12 protein-coding genes are annotated in these 13,254 nt (G+C 64.1%); 10 read left to right on the top strand and 2 right to left on the bottom strand.

Going from position 1 to position 13,254, the window contains the following annotated elements; genetic code table 11:
- Positions 1-51 precede the first annotated feature (51 nt).
- From QPK29_RS21680 to QPK29_RS21640, 9 genes are all read left to right on the top strand, one after another.
- Positions 52-855, top strand: coding sequence for a DUF3667 domain-containing protein (locus QPK29_RS21680; protein WP_371771295.1), 804 nt, complete (start codon positions 52-54; stop codon positions 853-855).
- A 144-nt stretch (positions 856-999) separates the two neighbouring features.
- Positions 1,000-1,902, top strand: a complete 903-nt coding sequence (locus QPK29_RS21675; protein ID WP_056124081.1) for an NAD kinase — start codon at positions 1,000-1,002, stop codon at positions 1,900-1,902.
- A 31-nt stretch (positions 1,903-1,933) separates the two neighbouring features.
- A complete protein-coding gene (gene recN, locus QPK29_RS21670; RefSeq protein ID WP_371771294.1) occupies positions 1,934-3,598 on the top strand; it encodes a DNA repair protein RecN in 1,665 nt (554 codons plus the stop codon).
- 8 nt (positions 3,599-3,606) lie between these two features.
- A complete protein-coding gene (hemH, locus tag QPK29_RS21665; RefSeq protein WP_371771293.1) occupies positions 3,607-4,710 on the top strand; it encodes a ferrochelatase in 1,104 nt (367 codons plus the stop codon).
- Positions 4,711-5,070: 360 nt separating this feature from the next.
- On the top strand, positions 5,071-5,622 hold the full coding sequence (gene grpE / locus QPK29_RS21660) for a nucleotide exchange factor GrpE (protein WP_371771292.1): 552 nt from the start codon (positions 5,071-5,073) through the stop codon (positions 5,620-5,622).
- 92 nt (positions 5,623-5,714) lie between these two features.
- Positions 5,715-7,655: a molecular chaperone DnaK gene (dnaK, locus tag QPK29_RS21655; RefSeq protein WP_056124089.1), complete on the top strand. Its 1,941-nt coding sequence runs from the start codon at positions 5,715-5,717 to the stop codon at positions 7,653-7,655.
- 259 nt (positions 7,656-7,914) lie between these two features.
- Positions 7,915-9,036 carry a molecular chaperone DnaJ gene (gene dnaJ / locus QPK29_RS21650; protein ID WP_371771291.1) on the top strand — a complete coding sequence of 374 codons (1,122 nt, stop codon included), beginning with the start codon at positions 7,915-7,917 and terminating at the stop codon, positions 9,034-9,036.
- A gap of 206 nt (positions 9,037-9,242) precedes the next feature.
- Positions 9,243-9,905 (top strand): carbonate dehydratase, encoded by a 663-nt coding sequence (gene can, locus QPK29_RS21645; RefSeq protein WP_056124096.1) that lies wholly within the window; start codon positions 9,243-9,245, stop codon positions 9,903-9,905.
- A gap of 124 nt (positions 9,906-10,029) precedes the next feature.
- Positions 10,030-10,395: a nucleotide pyrophosphohydrolase gene (locus tag QPK29_RS21640; RefSeq protein WP_036239243.1), complete on the top strand. Its 366-nt coding sequence runs from the start codon at positions 10,030-10,032 to the stop codon at positions 10,393-10,395.
- On the opposite strand, the gene QPK29_RS21635 is transcribed toward QPK29_RS21640, so the two are convergent.
- Entirely contained in the window at positions 10,374-10,697 is a 324-nt protein-coding gene (locus QPK29_RS21635) for a hypothetical protein (protein WP_056124099.1), read from the bottom strand. The two genes, QPK29_RS21640 and QPK29_RS21635, sit on opposite strands and share 22 nt — an antisense overlap.
- Positions 10,697-12,151, bottom strand: coding sequence for an NAD-dependent succinate-semialdehyde dehydrogenase (locus QPK29_RS21630; RefSeq protein ID WP_056124102.1), 1,455 nt, complete (start codon positions 12,149-12,151; stop codon positions 10,697-10,699). The genes QPK29_RS21635 and QPK29_RS21630 overlap by 1 nt, the downstream gene beginning before the upstream one ends.
- Before the next feature lie 257 nt (positions 12,152-12,408).
- Here QPK29_RS21630 and QPK29_RS21625 point away from each other — a divergent pair, with 257 nt between their 5' ends.
- Positions 12,409-13,167, top strand: coding sequence for a gamma-glutamyl-gamma-aminobutyrate hydrolase family protein (locus tag QPK29_RS21625; protein WP_056124106.1), 759 nt, complete (start codon positions 12,409-12,411; stop codon positions 13,165-13,167).
- Positions 13,168-13,254: the final 87 nt, after the last annotated feature.

The raw sequence follows: 13,254 nt of genomic DNA, 5'->3' as shown, positions 1-13,254 counted from the left end.
TGCAACGCCGTCGTTTCCGGTAATTTCTGTCACGAATGTGGCCAGGAAACGGTGCTGCATCCGCCCAGCACGCGCGAGTTCCTGCACGAGTTCATCGGCCATTACGTCGCGCTGGAAGGCAAGCTTTGGAAGTCGCTGCTGCTCCTTTTGTTCCGTCCGGGGCAGCTGACTTTGGAGTACATCAATGGCCGCCGCGTGCGCTACATCCAGCCGCTGCGCCTGTACCTGACGTTCAGCCTGATCTTCTTCGCCGTCGCGAAATACGGCGGCCACGACCAGGTCCCGGCTCCCGCCGGGCAGGGACATGCGCCGGTTGCCGCGCACGGCCAGGCGGACAAGCAGGGCGGGCTGATGCGCGAAGACGCGCCGGGTGAAATCGCCGAGGGCACGGCCGACCTGCGCAAGAGCATCGGCAGCGTCAACGAGCACTGGGGCGAGCAGGCGGACCGGTTCGCGAGGATGGCGCCGGCGGAGCGGGACAAGGTGATGCGGACGGCCTTCGGCAGCTACGTGCCGTATGCCGTCTTCCTGATGATGCCGCTGTTCGCGCTGTACCTCAAGATCCTGTACCTCGGATCGGGACGGCGCTACGGCGAACACCTGCTGTTCGCGCTGCACGTGAATGCGTTCGCTTTCCTGGCGCTGACCCTGCTGATGGTGGTCCCGGATATCGTTGGCATCGTCTCCTTCGTGCTGTGGGCGTGGCTCCTGCTCTACACGCCCGTTGCGATGCGGCGCGTGTACGGCGGCTCGCGCCTGGTGACCGGCGTGCGCTGGCTCGTGCTGATGGCGCTGCATGTGACCGGGGTCGGGGTGGCGATCGGTGCCGCGTTCGCATTCGGCATCCTGCATTGAAGCGGGCTCGACTGTCCGCTTGCCGGAAGTCCATCCGCCCAACTATACTGTGCGTTTGTACAGTATTTACTGAGTTGCGATAGTGCAGAAGCCGGGCGAATCGGTTAATCTTCTGTCTCCCTAACACCTGCTGCCGAGAGTCGTATGTCCGTGACGCCTGAACCGCAACAAACCATCGCGCTCGTCGTACGGCACAACACGGCCGGGATCGACGAGCCCGTGCAGGCCATCGTCGACTTCCTGCAGGGGGCCGGCTATCGCGTCGTGTTCGAGCAGGAAACGGCGGGGCACGTCAAGGTCGCCGGCGTGGCCGCCATGACCATCGACGAGATCGGCGCGCACTGCGGCACCGCCATCGTCGTCGGCGGCGACGGCACGATGCTCGGCATCGCCCGCCAGCTCGCGCGCTACCGCGTGCCGCTCATCGGCATCAACCAGGGCCGCCTGGGCTTCATGACCGACATCCCCATCGACCGCATGCTGCCCGCGCTGGGCGACATCCTCAGCGGCAAGGCCAAGACCGAGGAACGCTCGCTGCTGGAGGCGCGCGTCGTGCGCGACGGCGTCGAGATCCACTGCTCCGTCGCCGTCAACGACGTCGTCGTCGCGCGCGGCACGGGTGCCGGCATGGCCGAGCTGAAGGTCACGGTGGACGGCACGTTCATGTACAACCAGCGCTCGGACGGCCTGATCGTCTCGACGCCCACCGGTTCCACGGCGTACGCGCTGTCGGCCGGCGGCCCGCTGCTGCACCCCACGCTGGCCGGCATCGTCCTGGTGCCGATCGCGCCGCATGCGCTGTCCAACCGCCCGATCGTCGTGCCGAACACGAGCGACATCGTCGTCGAGATCATCAACGGCCGCGACATCAGCGTGAATTTCGACATGCAGACCTTCACGAGCCTGCAGCACGGCGACCAGATCATGATCTCGCGCTCGCCCAACACCATCACCTTCCTGCATCCGGAAGGGTGGAGCTACTACCACACCCTGCGCGAGAAGCTGCACTGGAACGAATATCCGTCCGGTGACGGCAAGCTCAAATAAATCCAGCATCCATCAGGAGACCTGTTTCTTCATGTTGCGCCTACTTTCCATCCGCGACTTCGTCATCGTCGACACGATCGAGCTCGAGTTCTCGAACGGCTTCACGGTGTTCACCGGCGAGACCGGCGCCGGCAAGTCGATCCTGATCGACGCGCTCCAGCTCGCACTCGGCGGCCGCGGTGAGGCAAGCATGGTGCGCGAAGGCGCGGCCAGGGCCGACATCAGCGCCGATTTCGCGCTGACCCAGGCCGCGAGCATCTGGCTGGAACAGAACGAGTTCGAAACCGACGAAGGCGGCGCGCTGCTGCGCCGCGTGATCGACAACGCCGGCCGCTCCAAGTCCTATATCAACGGCATCGCGGCGACGGCCAGCCAGCTGCGCGAACTGGGCGAGCTGCTCGTCGACATCCACGGCCAGCACGCGCACCAGTCCTTGTTGAAACTCGATGCCCAGCGCGCGCTGCTCGACAACCAGGTCGCCGTGCGCGACCCGGGTGCGACTGCGCAGGTGCAGGAAGTCGCGAGCACGTATAAAGCGTGGAAGGCGCTGGCGCGCCAGCGCGAGGAGTTCGAGACCAACGCGAAAAACGTGCTGCTGGAACGCGAGCGCCTCGAGTGGCAGGTCGGCGAGCTCGATAAACTCGCGGTGAAGCCTGGCGAGTGGGCCGAGATCACGAATGAACACAGCCGCCTGTCGCATGCCGCGAGCCTGATCGAGGGCGCGCAGGAAGCGTTGAATGCGCTGTCGGAATCGGAGCAGCCGATCCTGTCGCAGCTGTCGTCGCTGAACCTGAAACTGTCGAAGCTGGCCGGCGTCGACGCGGACCTGCAGGCCGTGCTCGACTGCATGGAGCCGGCGCGCATCCAGCTGCAGGAAGCCGTGTACGCGCTGAACACCTATGTTGACAAGGTCGAGCTCGATCCGGACCGCCTGTCGCAGGTCGATGCGCGCATGGACGCCATCCACAGCACGGCCCGCAAGTTCCGCGTGACGCCGGAGGAGCTGCCGGAGGAGCACGCGACCCTGAAGGCCAAGCTGCAGCAGCTGGCCGACGCGAGCGACGTCGACGGCCTGCGCAAGCAGGAAGACAAAGCGAAAGCCGTCTACCTGGCGGCCGCGCAGAAGCTGTCCGCGACGCGCGCGCAAGCGGCGCAGCGCCTGTCGTCGCAGGTATCGGAAGCGATGCAGGAACTGTCGATGAGCGGCGGCCGCTTCGTCGTCGCGCTGAACCCGTGCGAGCCGGCCGTGTACGGCTGCGAGCAGGTCGAGTTCCTCGTGGCCGGTCACGCCGGCGTCGCGCCGCGGCCGCTGGCCAAGGTGGCGTCGGGCGGCGAACTGGCGCGCATCTCGCTGGCGATCTCCGTCATCACGGCGAACGCGACGACGGTGCCGACCTTGATCTTCGACGAGGTCGACACGGGCATCGGCGGCGGCGTGGCGGAAGTCGTCGGCCGGTTGTTGAAACGCCTGGGCCAGAGCCGGCAAGTGCTGTGCGTTACGCACCTGCCGCAGGTCGCGAGCCAGGCGAACCAGCACTTCCAGGTGGCCAAGGGCACGACGGATGGCGGCAAGACCGTGTCGCGCATCGACGTGCTCGACAACAAGGCCCGCGTGGAAGAGGTGGCGCGCATGTTGGGCGGCATCGAGATCACCGAGACCACGCGCAAGCATGCGCGCGAACTGCTGGCATCCTGAGGTCCTTCATGCCCTTCAATAAAGAACCGGTGTACCGGCACGGTACCATCGCGAAAAGTGCCATCGTCCTCGTCAACCTCGGCACGCCCGACGCGCCGACGCGGCCCGCGGTGCGGCGCTACCTGAAGCAGTTCCTGTCCGACCCGCGCGTCGTGGAAATCCCGCGCGCCGTGTGGAATTTGATCCTGCACCTGGCGATCCTGCCGTTCCGCTCGGGGCAGTCGGCGAAAAAATACGCGACGATCTGGAGCCGCGAAGGCTCGCCGCTGAAGGTGTACACGGAGCGGCAGGCGAACAAGCTCCAGGCGCTGCTCGAACAGCGCGGCCACCACGACGTCGAGGTGGCGATGGCGATGCGCTACGGCTCGCCCGCGCTGCCGGACGTGCTGGACGAACTGAAAGCACGCGGCGTCGAGCGCATCGTCGTGCTGCCCGCGTACCCGCAATACTCCGGCACGACGACCGCGTCGATCTGGGACGCCGTCTTCGACCACTACAAGAAGGTGCGCAACATCCCCGAACTGCGCCTCGTGAAGCACTACCACGACCACGAGGGCTATATCGATGCGCTGGCCGCGTCCGTGGAGACGTACTGGGAGACGCACGGCCGCGGCGAGAAGCTGGTGATGAGTTTCCACGGCGTGCCCAAGCGCACGCTGCTGCTGGGCGACCCGTACCACTGCGAATGCCACCGGACGGCGCGCCTGCTGGCGGCGCGCCTGCGCCTGGCGCCGGACCAGTACATGGTGACGTTCCAGTCGCGCTTCGGCAAGGCCGAGTGGCTGCAGCCCTACACGGCGCCGACCGTGCAGCAGCTGGCGCGGGACGGCGTCAAGCGGATCGACGTCCTGTGCCCCGGTTTTACGAGCGACTGCCTGGAGACGCTGGAAGAGATCAACATGGAAGTCCGTCACGACTTCGAATCGAACGGCGGCCAGGAATATCGCTACATTCCCTGCCTGAACGATAACCCGGCCTGGATCGTCGGCATGGCCGAGATCGCCGAGCAGCACCTGATCGGCTGGCCGACGATGCTCACGCCCGCGCAACGCGAGGCGCAGCGCAAGGATGCGGACATCGCGCGCGAGCACGCGGTGAAACTAGGGGCATAAGCGCCGTCGCCCGACGGCGAGATGCTAGAATGCCACGTTTTGCGGCGCCGACCCGAGCTCCGCCAGGCAGATCGCAGCCAGCGCAAGCAGGGTGTAGATGAGCACGGCGCCGCTGATCAGATGCAGTTTCATGTTCTTTCCCATCGGGTCGGTGGATGTCTTGACGACACGATAGTAGAACGGCTAGCTGTCGATGGTGACTACGAGCAAGTAAATCTTGTAACAAAAGAATACGCACGTCTGCATATTGTTTCTTCAATTCCCCTTGAAAATGTAGGCGAATGCCCAATATGCGGCGCTGTGTGACTGCAACAGTCGTCCAACCAATCAGCCAAGTCCTTGATTTCAGGAGTTTTTTCGATGCAAGACCAAGAAAACCAAGAGGTGAGCAATCAGTCGGAAGCCGCCGATGCGGCTGCAGCCGCGGCAGCGCAGGCCGCACCGGCCAACGAGCCCGGCCTCGAAGAACAGCTGAGCGCCACCGAGGCCAAGCTGGCCGAGATGCACGATGCCTTCATGCGTGCCAAGGCCGAGGCGGACAATATCCGCCGCCGTGCCCAGGAAGATGTGAGCAAGGCCCACAAGTTCGCCATCGAAAGCTTCGCGGAGGCCATGGTGCCCGTGCGCGACAGCCTCGAGATGGCGCTGAAAGTCGAAGCGCCGACGGTCGAATCGATCAAGGAAGGCGTCGAGATGACCCTGAAGCAGCTCACCGCCGCGTTCGAAAAGAACCGCCTGGTCGAAGTGATGCCGCAGCCGGGCGACAAGCTCGACCCGAACAAGCACCAGGCCGTGGCCGTGGTGCCGTCCGACCAGGAAGCGAACACCGTGGTGGCCGTCCTGCAGAAGGGTTACATGATCGCCGACCGCCTGCTGCGCCCGGCCATCGTGACCGCCGCCGCACCGAAATAATGTCGCGACAGAGGTGAATAACCTCTTGAAACTTAGCGACATTTCCCAATATTCGACACATCTGAAAACTGAGTACTAAAAAGGAAAATATTATGGGCAGAATCATCGGTATCGACCTGGGCACCACCAACTCCTGCGTGGCGATCATGGAAAATGGTCAGCCCAAGGTCATCGAAAACGCGGAAGGCGCCCGTACTACGCCTTCGATCATCGCTTATCAGGAAGATGGCGAGATCCTGGTCGGCGCGCCGGCGAAACGCCAGGCCGTCACCAACCCGAAGAACACCCTGTTCGCGGTCAAGCGCCTGATCGGCCGTAAATTCGACGAGAAGGAAGTCCAGAAGGACATCAGCCTGATGCCGTACACGATCACGAAGGCCGACAACGGCGACGCGTGGGTCGGTGTGCGCGACAAGAAACTGGCGCCGCCGCAGATCTCGGCCGAAGTGCTGCGCAAGATGAAGAAGACCGCCGAAGACTACCTCGGCGAAGAAGTGACGGAAGCCGTCATCACGGTCCCGGCGTACTTCAACGACTCGCAGCGCCAGGCGACCAAGGACGCCGGCCGCATCGCGGGACTGGACGTCAAGCGCATCATCAACGAGCCGACCGCGGCCGCGCTGGCATTCGGCCTGGACAAGACCGACAAGGGCGACCGCAAGATCGCCGTGTATGACCTCGGCGGCGGTACGTTCGACGTGTCGATCATCGAGATCGCCGACGTGGATGGCGAGAAGCAGTTCGAAGTGCTGTCGACCAACGGCGACACGTTCCTGGGCGGCGAAGACTTCGACCAGCGCATCATCGATTACATCATCGACGAGTTCAAGAAGATCAACGGCCTCGACCTGTCGAAGGATCCGATCGCCCTGCAGCGCATCAAGGCTTCGGCCGAGCGCGCGAAGATCGAACTGTCGTCGTCGCAGCAGACCGAGATCAACGAGCCGTACATCGCGATGGCGAACGGCGCGCCGGTCCACCTGAACCTCAAGATCACCCGCGCCAAGCTGGAAGCGCTGGTCGAGGAACTGATCGCCAAGACCATCGAACCGTGCCGCGTCGCGATCAAGGATGCGGGCGTGAAGGTCTCGGACATCGACGACATCATCCTGGTCGGCGGCATGACCCGTATGCCGAAGGTGCAGGAAAAGGTCAAGGAGTTCTTCGGCAAGGATCCGCGCAAGGACGTGAACCCGGACGAGGCCGTCGCTGTCGGCGCCGCCATCCAGGGCTCCGTGCTGGCCGGCGACCGCAAAGACCTGCTGCTGCTGGACGTGACCCCGCTGTCGCTGGGTATCGAAACCCTGGGCGGCGTGATGACCAAGATGATCCAGAAGAACACCACGATCCCGACCAAGTTCTCGCAGGTGTTCTCGACCGCCGACGACAACCAGCCGGCCGTGACCATCAAGGTTTATCAAGGTGAACGCGAGATCGCCGCCGGCAACAAGGGCCTGGGCGAGTTCAACCTGGAAGGCATCCCGCCGGCACCGCGCGGCACGCCGCAGATCGAAGTGACCTTCGACATCGACGCCAACGGCATCCTGCACGTGGGCGCGAAGGACAAGGCCACGGGTAAAGAAAACAAGATCACCATCAAGGCCAACTCGGGTCTGTCGGAAGACGAGATCCAGAAAATGGTGAAGGACGCCGAGCTGAACGCGGAAGAAGACAAGAAGGTCAAGGAACTGGCCGAGTCGCGCAACCAGGCCGATGCGCTGGTGCACTCGACCCGCAAGTCCCTGACCGAGTACGGCGACAAGCTGGACGCCGGCGAGAAGGAAAAGATCGAAGCCGCGATCACCGACCTGGAAGGTTCGATCAAGTCGGGCGACAAGGCCGAGATCGACGCCAAGGTGGCTGCGCTGTCGACCGCCGCGCAGAAGCTGGGCGAGAAGATGTACGCCGACATGCAGGCCCAGCAGGGCGCCGCGGGCGCACAGGCTGGCGGCCAGCAGCCGGGTGCCGAGTCGGCCAAGCAGGAAGACGACGTCGTCGACGCCGACTTCAAGGAAGTCAAGGACGCCAAGTAAGGACGTCCTGGCGGGGCGGACCTGATGCAAGGCCCGCCCCGCCGCCGCAACCCCGAGCCGAAGCGACCTCATGGTGCCCGGCTCGTTTTTTTGTGGTGTGTCCAACATCAGCGGGAGCGATTCGGCCGTTGTTTTTACGGCCGAGTCGCGCAAGCCCGACATGCTCACTGTATACTCGTATCCTTTTGGGCTGTGCGTTCGCAGGTGTCTGCCTGGTCCGCCACAGTTCTTTTGTAGATAGACAGCAAGGTGCCGACAAATGGCAAAGCGTGATTTTTACGAGATCCTCGGCGTCGCGAAGACCGCTTCGGAAGACGAGATCAAGAAGGCCTATCGCAAGCTTGCGATGAAGTACCATCCGGACCGCAATCCCGACAACAAGGAAGCGGAAGAGAAGTTCAAGGAGGTCAAGGAAGCCTACGAGATGCTGACCAATCCGGAAAAGCGCGAGGCTTATGACCGCTATGGTCACGCTGGCGTCGATCCGAACGGCGGCATGGGCGGCGGCTTCGGTGCCGGCGGCTTCGGCGATGCGTTCGGCGACATCTTCGGCGACATCTTCGGCGGCGGCCGCGGCCGCAGCTCGGGCCCGCAGGTGTACCGCGGCGCCGACCTGCGCTACAACCTGGAAATTTCGCTGGAACAGGCAGCCGCCGGCTTCGACACGACGATCCGCGTGCCGAGCTGGGACAAGTGCGACACCTGCCACGGCAGCGGCGCCAAACCGGGTACGTCGCCCGTCACCTGCACGACCTGCCACGGCCACGGCCAGGTGCGCATGCAGCAGGGCTTCTTCTCGATCCAGCAGACCTGCCCGAAGTGCCACGGCAGCGGCAAGATCATCCCGGAACCGTGCGCATCCTGCGGCGGCGCCGGACGCATCAAGCGCAACAAGACGCTGGAAGTGAAGATCCCGGCGGGTATTGACAGCGGCATGCGCATCCGCTCGACCGGCAACGGCGAGCCGGGTACGAACGGCGGGCCGCCGGGCGACTTGTATGTCGAGATCCACATCAAGCCGCATACCGTGTTCCAGCGCGAAGGCGACGACCTGCATTGCGAAATGCCGATCTCGTTCAGCAAGGCTGCACTGGGCGGCGAGATCGAGGTGCCCACGCTGGGCGGCAAGGTCTCGTTCACGATCCCCGAAGGCACCCAGACCGGAAAGACCTTCCGCCTCAAGGGCAAGGGCATCAAGGGCGTGCGCTCGGGTTACTCCGGCGACCTGTTCTGTCACGTCGTGGTCGAGACGCCCGTCAAGCTCACCGAGAAGCAGAAGGACCTGCTGCGTGAATTCGATCGTCTGACGGTCGAGGGTGGCGCGAAGCACAGCCCGCAGAGCAAGGGCTGGATGGACAAGGTAAAGGACTTCTTCGAGTAAGATGTCGGATGGACCGCCGGGTGCGCGAGCCCCGGCGGTTTTTTTTGACCAGAATATGGTCGATTAGATAACATCGTCATGCCCGCGCACGCGGGAATCCATGCCGCGACTCCCAAGTTGCTACCGTAAGGTTGTGCAACTCGCGGAGCCTCAGCATGGACCCCCGCCTGCGCGGGGGTGACGGTTCTGCTGAATAGGAAAACGCCATGGCAAAGACCCCCACCGGCCTCACCGCCGCAGACCTCTTCGAACGCAACCGTCAATGGGCGGCGTCGATGATCCAGGAGGATCCCAATTTCTTCAAGGACCTGGCCTCCCAACAAAATCCAGAATATCTGTGGATCGGCTGCTCCGACAGCCGCGTGCCCGCGAATGAACTCGTCGGCATGGCGCCGGGCGAACTGTTCGTCCACCGCAACATCGCCAACGTCGTCTCCCACTCCGACCTGAACTGCCTGACGGTGCTGCAGTTCGCCGTCGATGTGCTGAAGGTCAAGCACATCATCCTGTGCGGCCACTACGGCTGCTCGGGCGTGGGCGCGGCGCTGAACAACACCCGTGTCGGCCTGGCCGACAACTGGCTCGGCCACGTGCGCGACGTGCGCGACAAGCACGGCAAATACCTGGGCAACGTCGCCGGTACGGCCGCCACCAACCGCCTCGTGGAACTGAACGTGGCCGAGCAGGTCATCAACATCGCCCAGACCACGGTCGTGCGCGACGCGTGGGAGCGGGGCCAGGACATCACCATCCACAGCTGGGTCTACGGCGTGCACGACGGCCTGCTGCGCGACCTCGGCTGCACCGTCCGCAGCTACGACGAGATCCAGCCGAAGCTGGACAAGATCCTGCAGGGCTACCTCAAGTGACGGGCACGTCGAAACACCTGCTGCGCGTTGCACCGCCGTTCTGCGATGCTCGCTGTACGACTCGTACAGCTGCGCTTCTCGAACAGCATTGCTGCCGCTCGCTACGGTTTTTCGAGGTGCCCTGATGCAGCCCGGCGGCGAACTCGACCAACTGCGCGCCATCGTGCGCCAGTTCGTCGAGGAGCGTGACTGGGACCAGTTCCACACGCCGAAAAACCTCGCGTCCGCGCTGACGGTGGAGGCGGCCGAGCTGCTGGAACACTTCCAGTGGCTGCAGCACGGCCGTGCGGACGAACTCGGCGCAGACAAGCTCGTGGAAGTGCGCCACGAGATGGCCGACGTGCTCGTTTATCTCGTGCGCCTGGCGGACAAGCTCGACGTCGACCTGCTCGCCGCGGTGCAGGAAAAGATGGTGCTCAACCGCGCCAAGTATCCCGCGGATCAGGTGCGCGGTGACGCGCGCAAGTATTACGAGTACAAACCCAGGTAAAACGCCGGCAGTCCGTCGGAATCCTCGATCCCGAGAATATCCATGAATTGCCTGAGCCCCGCGGCGACGCGTTCGCGCGTCGCCGCGGGCGCATCCCGGGCATCCTCCAGCACTGGCTGAAACTGCTTCAGCACCCAGAACTTCGTCGGATGCGTCGCGACCCCGGCGATCAGCCCGTCCGCCACGCGCGCGAGGTCGGCGTCCAACCCGGGCCCGTTGCGGAATGTCCGCAGGGCGTTCAGCGTGCGCGGCACGATGAACAGCGGCGCGTCGCGCACCCGATGAAACGGGTCCTCGGCCATCACATCCCTCCCAGGCAGATGTACTTGATGACGAGATAGTCATCCATGCCGTATTTCGACCCTTCGCGCCCCAGCCCGGATTGCTTGACCCCGCCAAACGGTGCGACTTCATTGGAGATCAGGCCCGTGTTCACGCCGACCATGCCGGACTCGATCTGCTCGGCCACGCGCCACACGCGGCCGATGTCACGGGCGTAGAAGTACGACGCGAGCCCGTACTCCGTCGCGTTGGCCAGCGCGATCGCTTCCTCGTCGGTCTTGAAACGGAAAAGCGGCGCCACGGGGCCGAAGGTTTCCTCGTCCGAAATCAGCATCTGCGGCGTGACGTCGGCCAACACCGTCGGCTCGAAGAAGGTCAGTCCCAGCGGGTGGCGCTTGCCGCCCAGCAGCAGACGGGCGCCCTTGCCGAGCGCATCGGCGATGTGGTGCTCGACCTTCTCGACGGCTTTTTCTTCGATCAGCGGTCCCTGGTTCACGCCCGGCTCCATGCCGTTGCCGACCTTCAGCTTCGCGACGGCGGCCGTCAGCTTTGCGGCGAACGCCTCATAGACGCCATCCTGCACGTAGATGCGGTTCGCGCACACGCAGGTCTGCCCCATGTTGCGGTATTTCGAGGCCATCGCGCCTTCGACGGCGGCATCGAGGTCGGCGTCGTCGAACACGATGAACGAGGCGTTGCCGCCCAGTTCCAGCGACAATTTCTTGACCGTCGGCGCGCATTGTTCCATCAGCAATCGGCCGACCTGCGTGGAACCCGTGAAACTGAGCTTGCGCACGATGGGGTTCGCGCACATCTCCGCGCCGATCGCCTTGGAGTCGCCGATCACGATCGAAAACACGCCCTTCGGCACGCCGGCGCGCTCCGCCAGCACGGCCAGCGCGAGGGCGGAATAGGGCGTCAGCTCCGCCGGTTTCAGCACGATGGGACAGCCCGCCGCGAGCGCCGGGCCGACCTTGCGGGTGATCATCGCGGCCGGAAAATTCCACGGCGTGATCGCGGCGCACACACCGATCGGTTCCTTCGTGACGACGATCCGGCGGTCGCGCGCGGGCGATTCCAGCACGTCGCCCTCGATGCGCTTGCCCTGTTCGCCGAACCATTCCAGGAACGAGGCGGCGTACGCGATTTCTCCCTTCGATTCGGCCAGCGGCTTGCCCTGTTCGGCCGTCATGATGGCGGCCAGGTCGTCCGCGTTGTCCAGCATCAGGTCGTTCCATTTGCGCAGGATGAGGGCCCGTTCGCGCGCCGTCTTCCTGCGCCACGCGGGCCAGGCCGCCTGTGCCGCGTCGATGGCGCGCCGGGTTTCCTGTGCGCCCATGTGTGGCACGGTGCCGAGCGTTTCTCCGGTGGCGGGGTTGATCACGGGGACGGTCTTGCCGTCGTCGGCGTCGCACCAGGCGCCGTCGATCCAGGCCTGCTGGCGCAGCAGGGAAGCGTCATTGAGGTTCAGCATGGGTTCCTCGTTGTCATGTCGTTCGGGCGGGAACACCATAGCACGATGCTGACCAAGGCCCCGTTTGTGTTGGCATCGTTCTTCAGTTGACGTTAAGCTTTTGCTACGGGTTACAACAGCGAACCCGCTCGACTAGCAGATCCCAGGGAGCGTTTGCATTGGGAACGCGGTTTCCTTGATCTGAAACAACGGCCACTCGCATTCGGACCACTTTGTACGTATGATGGTTCCTGTGCGCTCACTACAAGGTAGAGACCATGCGCCCGATCGTTTTCGTCCCCGCTTGCACCCGCGATTTCGGTGAACACCCTTACCACGCGGCCCAGCACAAGTATGTCGACGCCGTCGTCCTCGGTGCCGACTGCGCCCCGCTGATCCTGCCGTCGCTGGGGGAAGCGCTCGACCTGGAGACGATGCTCGCGCTGTGCGACGGGATCATGCTGACGGGCTCGGCGTCGAACGTTCATCCAAGCTATTACTCCGAAGAAGTGCTCGACCCGTCGCTGCCGCAAGACCCGGCACGCGACCAGACCACGTTGCCGCTGATCCGCGCGGCCGTGAAACGCGGCATCCCGATCATCGCAATCTGCCGTGGTTTCCAGGAAATGAACGTGGCGCTGGGCGGCAGCCTGTTTCAGGCCGTGCAGGCGGTGCCAGGGCACTTCGACCACCGCGAGAATCCGGAGCTGGGCATGGACGAGCAGTACGGCGATGCCCACAAGATCAAGCTCGTGGAAGGCGGCATGCTGCACCAGATCATCGGTTTGCCGGAAATTCCCGTGAATTCGCTGCATGGCCAGGGCGTGAACGAACTGGCGAAGGGCCTCGTCGTCGAAGCGACGGCGGAAGATGGGCTCGTGGAAGCCTTCTCGGTGAAGGACGCGCCCGGCTTCACGCTGGCCGTGCAATGGCACCCGGAATGGCGCATCGTCCACAATCCCCATTCGATGAAGATGTTCGGCGCATTCGGCGCCGCCTGCCGCGCCTACAGATCAACGAAACGGACACCGTCATGACCCCCGATGCGAAATGGGCGGTCACGCCCGTCCCATAGCTTCCCTGATCCCTGCTCGATCCCACGCAGCCTGCGGGCGGCGCGTTTG

This window comes from Massilia orientalis (assembly GCF_030411975.2).
GTDB lineage: Bacteria > Pseudomonadota > Gammaproteobacteria > Burkholderiales > Burkholderiaceae_D > Telluria > Telluria orientalis.
Note: the sequence above shows the minus strand (reverse complement) of the source record. Positions and strands in the feature narration are given on the sequence as shown.